Origin of the sequence: Paenibacillus sp. FSL F4-0125 (assembly GCF_038008565.1) — a bacterium.
GTDB lineage: Bacteria > Bacillota > Bacilli > Paenibacillales > Paenibacillaceae > Paenibacillus_AQ.
On record NZ_JBBOZJ010000001.1, the window covers coordinates 59,541 to 75,025 of the forward strand.

Here is a 15,485-nt window from a genome sequence, read left to right on the forward strand (position 1 = left end):
GTAATATAGACCCCGCTTTCCTTTTGGTAAGATATACAAAGGGTAAACGGGGTTTTGTCGTTCATACAAAACCGTTTCTACTTGTGGGCATACATACGTTATAATATAGAAATTCATCCCATCAAAGTCGTAGAAGCAGGTATTTTATGAAATCTAACACACAAACATCACGATTGCTCCAAGGGGCATTTATTTTAAGTGCCGCCGCGGTTATTTCAAAGCTTATAGGTACACTCCAAAAGATCCCGCTGCAAAATCTTGGCGGAGATGCGGTATTTGGTATATACAACACAGTTTATCCCTTGTACACGATGTTGTTAACGGTAGCGATGCTGGGTCTGCCAGCAGCCATATCCAAATTTGTCGCTGAGGCTTCTGCCGGAAGGCGGGATGACGAGGGTCGGCGGATTTTGCTGTTATCTGCCGTAATAACGGGTCTTAGCGGATTGGTTATCGGAGCAATAACCTACGCAGGTGCGCCGATTATAGCTGAGTGGGTCGGCAACTCGCATGTGATGCCCGCTTTACGAACAAGTGCTTGGGGACTGGCAGTTGTACCAATCATGTCAGCATTGCGCGGTTACTTTCAGGGACTTCATAATATGGTTCCAACGGCTGTGTCACAAATTGTAGAGCAGTCCGTACGTGTTACAGTGATGATTGTACTGCTGTTATATCTGACCTCACAGGGGGCAGGCGCTGAGAGCATCGCTGCTGGCGCATTGCTTGGCTCCGCTGGGGGAGGGGTAGCAGGGCTTGTGATTATGCTGTTGTTTTTGCGACGTCATCGGCAGCGGTTAAGACAGGGCGCCTCTTTAGATGCTGCGGTCTCAGTCGAGAGTCAGGATTTAAAGCTGCCCAATATGGAAAGTAAAGGGCGTTCCAATCAACGGATGAAGGGCGTTAAAGCAAGTACATTGCTGGCTTATGGAATTCCTGTGATGCTTGGCGCACTGGCAATGCCTCTTATCGGCCTTGTAGATGTATTCACTGTACCTCGCTTGCTATCCTCTGTAGGGAGCGAAGTGGAGGCGATGACACAATTTGGTGTGTACAATCGCGGGTTGCCGTTAGTGCAGATTGTAACGATGATCGCCACTTCTTTGTCCGTTGTGTTCATTCCAGCCTTGGCAGAGGCGAAGTACAAAGGGGATACGAAGCTGATCGAGAGCCGTTGCAGCTTATCGCTGCGTTGGTTCTGGCTGTTAGGTCTAGCGGCCTCAGCAGGCCTAGCAGTGCTTGCTGAGCCGATTAATATGGCTCTTTACGGCGATACCGCCGGTAGCAGCACTATGACTTGGCTGGCCTTAACCGCTGTTGGCGGTACGGTCAGCATCATCTCGGCTGCGCTCCTGCAGGGCCTCGGCTACGTGCGCGCCCCGGCCCTGCACCTTTTGGCCGCCGCGCTGCTCAAGGCGGCCCTGAACCTGCTGCTGGTCCCGCAGCAGGGCATTACCGGCGCGGCCATCGCTGGCGTGGCCGCGCATTCGTTCGCAGCAGCGCTCAACGTGCTGCTGCTCTACCGCCAGGGCCATCTGCGGCTTCGCCTAGCAGATGCCCTGGCACGGCCCGCGCTGCTCACAGCGGGCCTGGCTCTTGCCGCCGCAGCCGCCAGCTGGGGCGTGGGCGCCGCGGCTACGGCCGCTGGCATTGGTGGCGGACGCACCGCCAGCTTGGCGCAGAGCCTGCTCGGAGTGCTCGCAGGCTGCGTTGTCTTTGCCGTAGGGGCAATAGCCCTGCGGCTCCTTAGCGAGAGCGAGCTGCGCCAGCTTCCGGGCTTCGGCCCGTCCCTGGCGGACAAGCTGAAGAAGCTGCGCTTATTCCCTTAATCAACGTTTACATCACAATATAAAAATGCGGTCTGCTGAGACAGCCGCTGATGAGGAGGAACAGATATGAGTGCAACATTAACGGTCGTTGGTCTTGGTTCAGGTAACCCTGATCGACTGACGTTAGGGATTATAAAGAAATTGAAGGCAGCATCTGTTGTTTACGTGCGGACAAAAGAGCATCCAGTCATGGCTGCACTCTCCGAGCTTGAAATTGCTTCACAGTCTTTCGATGGATTGTATGAATCCTTATCTTCGTTTCCTGAGGTTTATGCAGCGATTACTTCAAAGCTGATTGAAGAGGCTCGGTCCGCACCTGAGGGTACAGATATTGTCTATGCGGTTCCGGGTCATCCTATGGTGGCGGAATCAGCGGTTTCACAGCTGCGTGAGCGGTGTCCTGAGGAAGGCATTGAACTGCAAATATTAGGCGGAGAGAGCTTCCTCGACGAGGCGTTTGTTCGACTGGGGTTTGATCCCATCGAAGGATTTCAACTATTAGATGCTTCTGGTATTCGCAGCGCTCAGCTTCAGCCTGAACTGCATACCCTGATTGGCCAGGTATACGATAGCTTTACAGCCTCGGAGACAAAATTATGTCTGATGGAGCTGTATCCGCCTGAATATGAAGTGGTTGTGGGTCATGCACTCGGTGTGGAGAACGAAGAAAGTATTGTAAGAGTGCCTCTATACGAGCTGGATCGTCTTAACGGTTATGGAAATTTGTCGTTGGTCTATGTACCTGCGAATCGTGACGAGAATCTAAGAAATCGTACCTTTGCCCGTTTGCATGAGATTGTCGATATTCTTCGAAGCCCGGAGGGTTGTCCATGGGATCGGGAGCAGACACATGAATCCCTGCGCAAAAATTTAATCGAAGAAACCTATGAAGTCCTTGAAACGATTGATGAGGATGACCCCGATCATATGAAAGAGGAGCTGGGCGACCTTTTGCTGCAAATTATGCTTCACTCTCAAATGGAGGAGGAGCTGGGCACGTTTAACGTGTATGACGTCATTGAAGGGCTGAATGATAAGCTTATCTTCCGTCACCCTCACGTCTTTGGAGATACCAATGCGAATGATGCCGAAGAAGCGTTGAAGAACTGGGAGGGCATGAAGGCAGAAGAAAAGCGGCGTAAAGGTGTGAAGCCAGAGGAATTATCCGTTCTTAGTGGTGTTCCGCGTGATCTGCCTGCCCTTATGAAGGCATACAAGCTTCAGAAAAAAGCATCCAAGGTGGGCTTTGACTGGGACAATGCTACGGATTGCATAGCCAAAATTCGTGAGGAGATCGATGAGCTGCAGGAGGCGATTGACACAGATGCGGCGACAGATGATCAAACTCTGGAACTTGGGGATTTGTTGTTTGCAGTTACGAATGTCGCTCGTTTTATCGGTGCAGATCCGGAAGAGGCATTAACCCGAACTAACCGCAAATTTGTGCGCCGGTTCCAATATATTGAGCAAAGCTTGCAGCGCAAGGGAAAGAGTGTAAAGAATAGTAGTTTGGAAGAGATGGAAGAATTGTGGCAAGAAGCTAAGGCGGAGGAGCGAAAAGTCTAGCCCTTCACAGCCTCCTTACGGTATATGGACTCTAAAATGGGGCAATGCTGTGGATGTAGCTTTTATTTTCTGATTTAGAATGTGGCCAGTAGTTTAATAGTGCTATAGAATAGATTCTGCGACGATTTGTGAGAAATAACTGCTTCTTTTTTAAAAAAACGACGAATCGTGGCAGGATTTTAAGGTGACATCAAGAATAACATAAAGACGAAATGCGATTCGCCCCATCCTATGGTGGTGATTCTCGTTTCATTTATTTTTTCGTATCCTAGGAGGAACTTTAAATTATGAACAAGACAGATTTGGTAAACAACATTTCCGAGAAAAACGGATTGGCAAAAAAAGATGTAGAAGCAGTATTGAACGGGTTCTTGGGTGAGATTACAGAAGCTTTGGCAAAAGGTGATAAAGTCCAACTGATCGGTTTCGGAACTTTTGAAACTCGCAAACGTGCAGGACGCACTGGTCGCAACCCGCAAACGGGCACAACGATTGAAATTCCAGAATCGACTGTACCGGCTTTCAAAGCTGGTAACAAGCTTAAAGAAGCCGTTAACTAATGCGTCTTGACAAATTCCTGAAAGTGTCCCGTTTAATTAAGCGCCGTACAGTGGCCAAGGATGTGTCCGAACAAGGCCGGGTACTGATTAACGGGCGGGAATCTAAACCTAGTAGTGCAGTTAAGATCGGTGACGAGATTACTGTACAATTTGGGCAAAAGCTTGTAACGGTCAAAGTAGAAAAGCTGGTCGAAACGACTCGCAAGGACGAGGCCGCTGGGATGTATACTCTAGTTCGGGAAGAGCCTGTTGCCAAGAGCAGCGGACTGGACTGGTAAGAGTAATAGTAAATAAAGAAGAAGGCATAACTTTACATTCTGTAGAGTTGTGGCTTCTTTTTTTCTTTTTGTTTCTCTTATTTTTTAGAGGGACGGGATGTTCTATAACTTCTACTTCTGCCATAGATTAGAGGTAAGAAGGAGGGGTACATGCTATGATCGAGCCAGGAAAGGTAAACAAACAGCATGATCTGCACATGCGCAGTCGTAAGCAGTTAGAGTTGACGGGCGTGCAAAATGTGGAGAGCTTCGACAGTGAGGAATTTTTGCTTCGTACAGAACTCGGCCATCTCACCATTCGCGGGAATCATTTACATATTAAAAATTTAAGTCTGGAGAACGGAATGTTGTCATTAGAGGGCAATGTACATTCCCTGATTTATCTCGATCCCGGATCGCAGGGCAAAAACAAAGGTCTACTCGGTAAGCTATTTAAATGAATCCTGCAGTTCAGTGGGTGACGCTGTTCTACATGATCATGGCTGGGTTGGCAATGGGACTGGCCTATGACAGCTACCGGGTGCTGTCGCTGAAGTTCAATTTTCCCAAATGGCTGAATGCTATGCTAGATCTACTATATTGGCTATGGGCCGCTTTGCTAGTATTTCGTATGCTATATGCCGGAAATCAAGGCCAACTGCGATTTTATGTCTTTTTAGGTTTGTTTCTAGGAGTATGGATCTATTTTTTAATCTTCAGTGTTACGGTACGGCGTTTTGTGTTAATGTTAATTCAATCGGTTCAGTATATGTTCAGGTTGCTATGGAGACTTGTGGAGATCCTGATAGGTACACCTCTTCGCTGGCTTTGGCGTTTTATTTTAGGACTGCTAAAGCTAATAGGTCGTATTCTATGGTTTATTCTTAAGCTTCTGCTGCGTCTGACCAAACCAATTTGGGTATTACCTGTAAGGTGGATCTCTCCACGGTTATCGCGGCTGGCACATAGCGCCTGGATTGTGAAGATCACTGGATGGATTACCAAATGGCGGAAACGCTGACCTTGAATTAGGGGGTACGTTGCATGAACAGATTTACTGCGGAAGAGAAAAGTAATCATAGTAAAAATTCGGCCGCAGGCGCGAAGAGAAGAAGATTTATGTGGATTGTCTTTGTGGCACTATTTTTTGGCTGGGCGGGTTATACTTACTTCGATCAGAGTGCAGTCATTGCGGACAAGGGCAAGGAACTTGCGAAGAAACAGGAGACTAGTAAGGATGTCATGGCATCTTTAACTCAATTAAAATATGAATTATCCAGACTTAATGATGACGAGTATATTGGCCAATTAGCACGTAAATGGTACAATATCTATCCTCAAGGGGAAACTCCTATTCGAACAGAGCAATCAGAGCAATAATAGAGGTTAAAAGAGGCTTTTACTCTGTTGCCTTGATTTGCTCTTTACTGTATAATCAAATCACCGCAGACAGGATGATCTTAATATTCGTCTGTATATTTTTAAGGGAGGATCATTTTATTCTATGGCAATTGAAGTGGGCACCAAGTTAGAAGGCAAAGTGACAGGCATCACGCATTTCGGAGCATTTGTGGATCTGTCAGGAGGTGTCACAGGTCTCGTTCACATCTCGGAAATCGCCGATAATTATGTCAAGGATGTTAACGATCATCTGAAGATTAGTGATGTAGTAACAGTCAAGGTGATCAACGTCGATAAGGACGGCAAGATCGGACTTTCCATTAAGCAGGCTGTTGACAAGCCGGCATCGGAAGTACGTCCGCCTAGAGCTCCAAGACCAGAACGTCCTAGCGGCGGAGACCGTTTCGGCGGTGGAGGCGGCAGTGGTGGAGGCGGCGGTGGATTCAATCGTGAACGGGGTGGGCGTCCATTTAAGCCTGCAGCCGGTAAACCTTCATTCGAGGATAAAATGTCGCGATTCCTGAAAGACAGCGAAGAACGTATATCTTCGATCAAGAAGAACACAGAAGGAAAGCGCGGAGGCCGTGGAGCCAAACGCGTATAATCCAATAACCTGTACATCATAAATAACCGCAGGGGCATTTCGCCCTTGCGGTTTTTTTGTCATGTCATATAAAATTGCCGACAGCATCCATGCCATTCTCACATAACTCTAGGGCAATCGCTGACGAATGACCGCCGCGTCAGCGCGTGAAACTGCGTTGGAAATAATCTTGAAACTAATCAACCTACCGCCCCGCATGGGATAGAACAGCTTTTTTAAAGATCGCGGTCGAAGGCTTTTTTGTCGGAAATTTCTTGTGTGTGTCCCTCCATTTCTGACAAACTTTCTCAAATCCCCGGCTATATAATGAGTACCATAAATTCTTAAACGGGTGGTGTAGGGGAATGAGTAAAAGCAACGTGGTAAATTTGCCAGAGTGGACAAGAGTGGGAAGTGAAGATAAGAAGCAAAGACAAGCCTTACGCACGCGTATTGCAGCTTGGGGTCAGAAGCAGCGGTACATTCAGCTTATTGCAGCGAAGAAATGGATGCTTTTGCTTAGTTTCATGGGATTTCTGCTGGGTAGAGCCATGATTTTGGACGAACTATCTCCTTTTGCCGCCGCATACTTTGCCGTCATTGTGTTTATGCGTCGCGACTCTATTCTACCTGTAGCTGCAGCCATAATAGCTGGAAGTCTCTTTACTCCATTCCCTGGAGCTTTGATTATTACGGCTGAACTGATTATTTTCTTTCTCGTTTATAAAGGGCTGGAAAGTTATGAGCGAATAGACTTGTCCTATGCACCACTGATGGTGTTCGTGTCTTCGTTTATGGTTGGCTTGTTCCAGATCGTTATTGGCCCTTCTCTTTCTTGGTATCCGCTTATGATGACAACACTAGATGCTCTACTAGGCTTTGTGCTTACATTGGTGTTCATTCAAGCGCTGCCTCTACTAACCTATAAGCAAAAGAGTAGAGCGCTCAGGAATGAGGAGATTCTATGCCTTATTATTTTGCTCGCCTCAGTAATGACAGGCCTAGTGGGTTGGACCCTTAACGGTTTGTCTTTGGAGCATATATTGTCACGTTATTTAATTCTTCTCTTCGCCATGGCAGGAGGGGCTCCTCTTGGTGCTGCTGTCGGGGTGGTGACCGGGTTGATTCTCAGTCTGGCGGATATCAGTGCAATCTATCAGATGAGCCTGCTTGCTTTTTCCGGAATGCTGGCGGGAATGATGCAGGGCGGCCGAAAAGGTGCAGTATCTATCGGGATGTTGCTAGGATCCACGATCCTTTCCGTCTATTTTACGGGTCCGGGTGATATGATGGCCTCAACATGGGAGACCTGCGTAGCGGTGGTGCTATTTCTTATAACGCCTAAGGCGATGATATCTGCTATTGCTAAATATGTTCCGGGCACATCAGATCATAGCCGATCTCAACATGAGTATGCACGAAGGGTAAGGGATCTAACGGCAGAACGGGTGACGCAATTCTCACAGGTATTCCAGCAGCTGTCGAGCAGCTTTGGGCAGATTCCACGCGCAGGAGAAGTAGGGAAATCAGACCGTGAGATGGAGGATTTCATGAATACGGTAACAGAGGGGGCCTGTGCAGGATGCATTCGGCGTTCCCACTGCTGGGATGCGAAATTCTATCAGACATATAGATACATGACAGATATGATGACCACTGTCGAGGAATGCCCTGATATTACGGCAGCTCAGTTACCGCCGGAATGGAGCCGGATTTGCGGTAAAACTGGCGAAGTGCTTGAAGTCATGAAAGGGCAATATGATCTTTACCAACATGATATGCGATGGAAAAGACAAATATACGATAGTCGTCAATTTGTTGCCGAGCAGTTATCCGGCGTGTCGCAGGTTATGGAGGACTTAGCGCGAGAGATTAAACGTGAAGGACAGGCCATGTATCGCCAGGAAGCTCAAATCCGTGAGACCTTGGAGAAATTGGGCTTGTCTATCCATGGCATTGAGATCTTAAGTCTGGACCCTGGGCGTGTAGAAATTGAGGTGGTTCATGCCTATACTCGTGGATTTGATGAATGCCGTAAAATGATCGCCCCGCTCTTATCTGACATTCTGGATGAGAATATTGCTGTCATGAGTGAGACGGCAGTCCATCCTAGGGAAGGCTTGTCGATGGTTACCTTCGGTTCAGCTAAAGCTTTTGAGGTAAACACAGGGGTGGCTGTCGTTTCTAAAAGTGGAGATATGCTGTCGGGTGACAGCTTCAGCACCGTAGAGCTTGGAAATGGTACCTTTGCGGTATCCATTAGCGATGGGATGGGAAATGGTGAGCGGGCGAGAATGGAGAGCAGTGCTGCACTTAGCATGTTAGAAAAGCTACTGCAATCGGGTATGGATGAGAAGCTGGCTGTAAAGTCGGTAAACTCTATTCTCTTATTACGTTCTCCCGACGAGTTCTATGCTACCGTCGATATGGCTTTAATCGATCAGTACTCTGCACAGACCACCTTTATGAAGATTGCTTCCGCACCGAGCTTTATCCGGAGGGGCAGTGAGGTCATTCCAATAACCTCTAGTAATCTGCCTATAGGAATCATTAAAGATATCGACGTGGATTTGATCAGCATGCAGCTTCGGGCGGGTGATATTTTGATTATGATGACGGATGGTATTTATGATGCGCCTGGATATGCCGTTAATAAGGAGATATGGATGAAACGGTTGATCCAAGAGCTTGAGGGGGATGATCCTCAAGATTTGGCGGATAGCCTGTTAGATAAGGTGATTCGTTATCAGGGCAATGAGATCCATGATGATATGACGATTGTCGTCAGTCGTGTTGATCATTTTCATCCGGAATGGTCCAGCCTGCATATGCCTGGTGTCGGCCGAATGGAGCGTCCGCGTACGGTGAGTTAGGAATTTTCTCGGTTTAGGCTTAGGTTTCATGTTTGGTACGCGCAAAGCGCCGTGCATGCTTGGAAGTCGGTGCGAGTCTGTGATGTGTAACGCGCCGGCTTCTACTATTTACGTTTCAAAGGTTCGCTGACTTTGGAGTGTAATTTTTTAGATCTAAACTGTTTACTAGTGAAGGTACGGAACGGAGAGAAAGTTTGGAGCTGTAGAAGCGGAGCGTTCGCCTTTATGATTTGATTTCAACCGCAGAGGGCGGTTTTAATAGAGAAATCAAATCATAACAGCGATCGAAAGCCCAAACATTTCTCACAGTTTCCCTTATTCACTATCCCCGCAGTTCAGATCACAAAATCCCCCCACAAAAGCGACCGTTTGAAATCTCTCATTTCTGGATATGCTAGAAACAGAGGTTTCAAACAAGGGGGAGTGGAGAGTTATGAAGCAGATTTTGCTCATTACTGACGGTTGTTCAAACGTAGGAGAAAGTCCGGTGATGGCAGCGGCGCATGCCTTGCAGGAGGGAATCAACGTAAATGTGGTCGGTGTAGTTGATTATGGTACGATCGGCGAAATCGGAAGCCGGGAAATAGCCGATATTGCCAAGGCCGGGGGAGGCCTTAGCCGAATAGTCGGAACACCACAACTGGCGCAGACGATTCAGATGATGACACGGAAGACTGTGGTTCAGACAATCCAGCAGGCGGTTAATAAAGAAGTAAAAAAGATACTAGGTGAAGGGTCGCTGGAGCAGCTACCGCCTGTTCAACGCTCGCAGGTTGTTACCGTTGTAGATGAACTAACAGAAACATCGCCACTGCGCATTGCTCTCCTTATCGATGCCAGTGCCAGTATGAAGCCTAAACTGGGTGCTGTGGAAGATGCGATTCGGGATTTGGCGCTCAGTCTGGAAGCTAGAGAAGGAAAGAGTGAGATCGCTGTGTTTCATTTTCCTGGAAATAACAGCAGCGAGGATGCCAGACTCGATTTAGATTGGACCAAGGATATGTCAGGTATTCGTACGCTATTCTCCAAATTACACATGAGAGGCGCAACACCGACGGGTCCAGCTATTTTCAAGGTGCTTGAACATTATCGTTATGATACACTGGATGAACATCGTGGACGGCGAATGGATGACCACGACGAAAGAGAAGGGATGATTGGTGGGTATGTCGTCTAATCCGTCCTATCCTACTGGCACCTTAATTACCGGCAAATGGCGGGGAAACCGTTATGTCGTGGAACGGATGCTGGGAAGGGGCGCGAACGGAACCGTATATCTTGTGCAAAGAGAAGGCAGACGGGAATGGTACGCGCTAAAAATCGGATACGATACACTTGAGCTGCAATCGGAGATCAATGTACTGACGTCGCTGCAATCGCGTCGAAAGCGCAATGAACACCGTGCTCGCCGTGAATCTCCATTATCTTCTTATTTCTTGGAATCGGATGATTTTGCGAATGGAAACAATGTACCTTTTTATGTCATGCGGTATGTTGAAGGCAAGCCTTTGCATCATTTTTTATCGAAGAATGGACCGGAATGGTTAGGTTTGGTAGGGCTTGGGTTGCTCGATAAGCTGCGCACATTACATGAATGCGGTTTTGTGTTTGGAGATTTAAAGCCGGAGAATGTAATGGTGTCCAATTACGGTGAAGTGGAGCTGATCGATTTTGGAGGCGCAAGCCCTAAAGGTCGTAGTGTGAAGCAATTTACGGAGTGGCATGACCGTGGCTTTTGGAATGCAGGTAGCCGCACGAGTGATGAGGGGTATGATTTATTTGCTTTCGCTGTGCTGTGCCTCCGTCTTTTAAATGAAGAGGGGCTCAAGAAAGCCGCGCTACAGTTGCCGCAGACAAGAAGTGTAGATGAACTGTTTAAGTTGGCCAGAAATCTACCCGACAAGAAACTATCCTCTTGGATTTGTTTGGCGTTAAAAGGAGGTTTCTCCGGTTCTGCAGATGCTACAGAGGTCTGGCGCAACCATATTTACAATTCGCGTAGAAAGCGACCTGATAGTATGGACACACCTCGCTGGCTCAAAAATGCTTTTGCATTATCCTTGTTCGTGCTTGCCTTTACGATTTATTGGGTATTTCGGTTTTGAACTTATACATATAGTTGAGAAAAGGGGGGCCGCATATGGAGCAAATGAATGGACTGATGGAGTCAGTATTGGAGTCAGCAGCCGAGCATGAGCTGTGGGCACCCCATGACACCATTGTAGTCGCAGTTTCCGGCGGCCCGGATTCTGTGGCTCTTTTGCATGTTTTGCATGAAATATCTTTAAACGTTATGCCGCTTACCTTAATATGTGCTCATGTGAATCACGGATTTAGACTAGAGTCGAAGGAAGAGGCAGAGCTCGTACGTGGTATGGCTGAAGAACTGGGATTGCCCTTTGAGTTTGCGGAATTCGATATTCCCTCCTTGGCTAAAGAGAGTGGACTTGGTCCTGAGGGAACTGCACGTGAGAAGCGGTACGAATTTCTGATTGATACGGCACACCGATATGGGGCGCGTTCTGTTGCTCTGGCTCATCATGCGGATGATCAGGCAGAAACTGTCATTATGCGTTTATTACGCGGAAGTGGCTTATCTGGACTGTCGGGTATCAAGTGGAAAAGAACAGAAAAAAAGGTGGAACTCATTCGCCCATTCCTACGTATTAACAAAACAGCACTTTTAGGGTTATGCCAAAATGAAGGTTTCACTTATGCTGAAGATGCCACCAATCTGCTAACGAAATACAAGCGGAACGCCATTCGTTTGGAAGTTCTTCCTTTTCTGGAAAAGTATAATGGAAGAGTGCGGCAGTCCCTCGTACAGCTTGCGGAAATTGCAGGGGCTGAGGATGAATATATGGAGGCATCAGCGGTAAAATGCTTTGAGGAGCTGGTTTCGGAAGGCGAAGGGAAATATACCTTTAACAGAGCTTCATTTGCGGCCATACCCTCCGCTTTACAACGGCGTTTGATTAAACTAATATTAAATTATCTGTCGGCGGATCTATCTGCCCTTGATTTCTCCAAGATTGAATCTGTACGTCGGGGAACGCTGCAGAGCTATCCCACCACCTGGAGTTTAGATTTAGGTGGAGGCCTGACTTGTGTGCGGCAATATGATATCATCTTGTTCTCGTCCAAGCCCGCGCAGCAACAGGCAAGCTATACATATCGTCTGTTTTTACCGGACTCCGAGCTTAAACTGGAGGAAATAGGTAAGGTGATGTCAATGGCGGTGCTGGAGAGAGAAAACTTTTTTGTACAGGGGGAGGATTATGGGAAGATGTCGGCTTGGTTTGACCGTGATGAACTGGTCTTTCCACTAACGATACGTTCCCGATTGCCTGGAGATACCATAAGAGTCATGGGATTAAACGGAAGCAAAAAGGTAAAAGATATTTATATTGATGATAAAATACCTGCTGCTAAACGTTCTATGATCCCCCTCGTTTGTGATGGTTTGGGCAATATCGTCTGGATTCCGGGCGTAAGACGCTCGATGCATGCCGCAGTAGGGCGGCACACGACCTCGGTACTTCTGTTGTCTCTAGTAGAGCTGGATGACCCTGAAGAAACGTAATGGTCGAAGTAATTCTTTCATAGTATAACTTAGGAGGTTTCGCAAGTTGCAAAATGATATTCAAGAAGTCTTGATCACCGAAGAGGAACTTCAGCAGAAAATTAAGGAGCTCGGTCGAACACTGAGCGAAGAATACGCAGGCCGTACCCCTTTAGTCATTTGTGTACTAAAAGGCGCGTTTATATTTATGGCAGATTTGGTTAAAGCCATTACAGTACCTGTTGAGATGGATTTCATGGCAGTGTCTAGCTATGGAGCATCCACCAAGTCCTCTGGTGTTGTCAAAATTATTAAGGATTTGGATGTATCGGTAGAAGGCCGCGATATCTTGATCGTTGAAGATATTATTGACAGTGGCCTTACGCTCAGTTATTTGATTGAGCTGCTCCGCAACCGCAATGCTGCTTCTATCTCGGTGGTTACCTTATTTGATAAGCCATCAGGTCGTACGGTTAATCTTGAAGCCAGCTATACAGGCTTCGTGTTGCCAGACGAATTTGTAGTAGGCTACGGATTGGATTATGCCGAGCGGTATCGGAACCTCCCATATGTTGGAGTACTGAAGCCTGAGATTTATTCCAATTAAACTATTGATTGCCTTGATCATACGGATCGGGCACCCTTGGCTTCCTATATTTGAGGTGTCCCAAGAGGCTATGGTACAATAACTTGAGTGTTGCGAGAGGAGGTAGGGGATGAATCGGTTCATCCGGAATTCTGGTTTTTATTTGATTTTATTTTTAGTCGTGGTGGGTATTGTCCAGTTTGTGAGCAATGGAAATGAAGCCGCCGATTTCCCTAGATACGACGAGTTACGGCAGGAGATCAAGAACAACAATGTGAAGGATTTGACGGTTCAGTTTGAGGGTAATGCCTTTTTAGTTACAGGCGAATATAGAGAGCTGCCTGCCGATACTAAATCGAAAAGCTTCTCCACATATATTCCTCCAACAGATGCTGCTATTAATGAACTGATTCAGGCCAGTGATGTAAATGGCATTGAATTAACTCAGAAGAAAATGGAAGGTACCAGCATTTGGCTGACATTCCTTTCTTCCATTATCCCGCTGGTCATTATGTTCATCTTGTTCTTCTTCCTGTTTAACCAGGCGCAAGGTGGCGGCGGTAAAGTCATGAATTTCGGCAAGAGCAAGGCTCGGTTATATAATGAAGAGAAGAAGAAAATCAGCTTTGAGGATGTTGCAGGGGCTGACGAAGAGAAGCAAGAGCTTGTTGAAGTTGTTGAGTTCTTGAAAGATCCGCGTAAATTTGCAGCTGTCGGTGCACGTATCCCTAAAGGCGTACTGCTTGTAGGTCCTCCGGGAACAGGTAAAACATTGCTTGCACGTGCAGTAGCAGGTGAAGCCGGCGTTCCTTTCTTCAGTATCTCCGGTTCTGATTTTGTGGAAATGTTCGTGGGTGTCGGTGCTTCTCGGGTACGTGATTTGTTCGAGAACGCCAAGAAAAACGCACCATGTATTATCTTCATTGATGAAATTGATGCTGTGGGTCGTCAACGTGGCGCCGGACTCGGCGGCGGACATGACGAACGCGAACAGACACTTAACCAATTGCTGGTTGAGATGGATGGATTCGGTGGTAACGAAGGCATTATTATTGTTGCGGCAACTAACCGCGCTGATATACTTGATCCTGCATTACTTCGTCCAGGACGTTTTGACCGTCAAATTACGGTTGACCGCCCTGACGTAAAAGGTCGTGAAGCTGTACTTAAGGTTCACGCTCGTAACAAGCCGCTTACGAAAGATGTAAGACTGGATGTTGTCGCTAAACGTACAACTGGTTTCACGGGTGCTGATCTAGAGAATCTGCTAAATGAGGCAGCGCTGCTAGCTGCACGTCGTAACCGCAAGGATATCTCCATGATTGAAGTGGATGAAGCTATTGACCGTGTTATCGTAGGTACTGAGAAACGTAGTCGTGTTATCAGCGACCGTGAGAAACGCATTGTAGCTTACCATGAAGCAGGCCATACTATCGCTGGTTATTTCCTTGAGCATGCTGATATGGTGCATAAAGTTACAATTATCCCACGCGGACGTGCAGGCGGATATGTGATTATGCTTCCGAAGGAAGATCGGATGATCGTTACCAAGCAGGAGCTTTTGGATAAGGTTACTGGATTACTTGGTGGACGTGTTGCCGAAGAGTTGTTTATTGGTGAGATCGGTACGGGCGCATACAGTGACTTCCAACAGGCTACGCGTATCGTGCGTGCCATGATCATGGAATACGGTATGAGCGATAAGCTTGGACCTATGCAGTTCGGCTCTTCTCAAGGCCAAGTATTCTTAGGTCGTGATATTGGGCATGAACAGAATTATAGTGATTCCATTGCTTATGAGATTGATCAAGAAATGCAGAACTTTATTACTTCGAGCTACGAACGTTGTAAAGAGCTGTTGCTCAAGCACTCTAAAGAAATGCATCTGATTGCCAACACGTTACTTGAGAAGGAAACACTTGAGCTTGATCAGATTAAAGAGCTGATTGAACAAGGATTCCTTTCTGAAGATGGTAAGGCTGAAGGTGGCGAAGGCGTTGCACTTGAAGTTGGTGAACCAGTCATTGATAATATCGGTGATGTGCGTGTTCGCATTCAAGGCAAGTCTGAAGATACGGAGTCCACGCCTCCGAACCTATCTAAGGAAATCCCGAACAAACCTGAGTCTGAGGGAAATGACGGATCTGATGATGACAATAAAGGCGGCGGAACTAGCCTTACCTAAGCAGGCTTACTATTCATAAGATGTAAAATTATCCGGAGAGCGTAATTGTTCTCCGGATTTTTTATTTTAATTTTTAGGTAATT

The 15,485-nt window shown here is 47.0% G+C and carries 14 protein-coding genes; all 14 read left to right on the top strand.

Translation table 11 applies throughout. From position 1 onward, the window contains the following. The first annotated feature begins 146 nt into the window (after positions 1 to 146). The 14 genes from NST74_RS00275 to ftsH all read left to right on the top strand — a co-directional run bounded on the left by NST74_RS00275 (position 147) and on the right by ftsH (position 15,402). Positions 147 to 1,829 (top strand): putative polysaccharide biosynthesis protein, encoded by a 1,683-nt coding sequence (locus NST74_RS00275; protein WP_341109957.1) that lies wholly within the window; start codon positions 147 to 149, stop codon positions 1,827 to 1,829. A gap of 66 nt (positions 1,830 to 1,895) precedes the next feature. Then, the gene (gene mazG / locus NST74_RS00280; RefSeq protein ID WP_341109958.1) at positions 1,896 to 3,395 is read left to right on the top strand and encodes a nucleoside triphosphate pyrophosphohydrolase; all 1,500 of its coding nucleotides are present in this window, start codon (positions 1,896 to 1,898) and stop codon (positions 3,393 to 3,395) included. 287 nt (positions 3,396 to 3,682) lie between these two features. Then, a complete protein-coding gene (locus NST74_RS00285; protein ID WP_036678778.1) occupies positions 3,683 to 3,955 on the top strand; it encodes an HU family DNA-binding protein in 273 nt (90 codons plus the stop codon). Further along, the gene (locus NST74_RS00290; protein ID WP_042183857.1) at positions 3,955 to 4,233 is read left to right on the top strand and encodes an RNA-binding S4 domain-containing protein; all 279 of its coding nucleotides are present in this window, start codon (positions 3,955 to 3,957) and stop codon (positions 4,231 to 4,233) included. Before NST74_RS00285 ends, NST74_RS00290 begins: the two co-directional genes overlap by 1 nt. A gap of 155 nt (positions 4,234 to 4,388) precedes the next feature. Beyond that, entirely contained in the window at positions 4,389 to 4,673 is a 285-nt protein-coding gene (gene yabP, locus NST74_RS00295; protein WP_042123140.1) for a sporulation protein YabP, read from the top strand. Beyond that, complete coding sequence (gene yabQ / locus NST74_RS00300; protein WP_341109959.1) at positions 4,670 to 5,233, top strand: spore cortex biosynthesis protein YabQ; 564 nt, start codon at positions 4,670 to 4,672, stop codon at positions 5,231 to 5,233. Before yabP ends, yabQ begins: the two co-directional genes overlap by 4 nt. A 23-nt stretch (positions 5,234 to 5,256) precedes the next feature. Continuing rightward, on the top strand, positions 5,257 to 5,592 hold the full coding sequence (locus tag NST74_RS00305) for an FtsB family cell division protein (protein ID WP_042123145.1): 336 nt from the start codon (positions 5,257 to 5,259) through the stop codon (positions 5,590 to 5,592). A 124-nt stretch (positions 5,593 to 5,716) separates the two neighbouring features. Beyond that, positions 5,717 to 6,217, top strand: coding sequence for a S1 domain-containing RNA-binding protein (locus tag NST74_RS00310; RefSeq protein ID WP_036678766.1), 501 nt, complete (start codon positions 5,717 to 5,719; stop codon positions 6,215 to 6,217). A gap of 344 nt (positions 6,218 to 6,561) precedes the next feature. Then, positions 6,562 to 9,069, top strand: a complete 2,508-nt coding sequence (gene spoIIE, locus NST74_RS00315) for a stage II sporulation protein E (RefSeq protein WP_341109962.1) — start codon at positions 6,562 to 6,564, stop codon at positions 9,067 to 9,069. 433 nt (positions 9,070 to 9,502) lie between these two features. Next, positions 9,503 to 10,246 (top strand): vWA domain-containing protein, encoded by a 744-nt coding sequence (locus NST74_RS00320; RefSeq protein WP_341109963.1) that lies wholly within the window; start codon positions 9,503 to 9,505, stop codon positions 10,244 to 10,246. Next, a complete protein-coding gene (locus tag NST74_RS00325; protein WP_042131739.1) occupies positions 10,236 to 11,174 on the top strand; it encodes a serine/threonine protein kinase in 939 nt (312 codons plus the stop codon). The genes NST74_RS00320 and NST74_RS00325 overlap by 11 nt, the downstream gene beginning before the upstream one ends. Positions 11,175 to 11,209: 35 nt before the next feature. Next, complete coding sequence (gene tilS, locus NST74_RS00330; protein ID WP_341109964.1) at positions 11,210 to 12,652, top strand: tRNA lysidine(34) synthetase TilS; 1,443 nt, start codon at positions 11,210 to 11,212, stop codon at positions 12,650 to 12,652. 46 nt (positions 12,653 to 12,698) lie between these two features. Continuing rightward, complete coding sequence (gene hpt, locus NST74_RS00335) at positions 12,699 to 13,238, top strand: hypoxanthine phosphoribosyltransferase (RefSeq protein WP_042123153.1); 540 nt, start codon at positions 12,699 to 12,701, stop codon at positions 13,236 to 13,238. 109 nt (positions 13,239 to 13,347) lie between these two features. Continuing rightward, a complete protein-coding gene (gene ftsH / locus NST74_RS00340; protein ID WP_042123154.1) occupies positions 13,348 to 15,402 on the top strand; it encodes an ATP-dependent zinc metalloprotease FtsH in 2,055 nt (684 codons plus the stop codon). Positions 15,403 to 15,485: the final 83 nt, after the last annotated feature.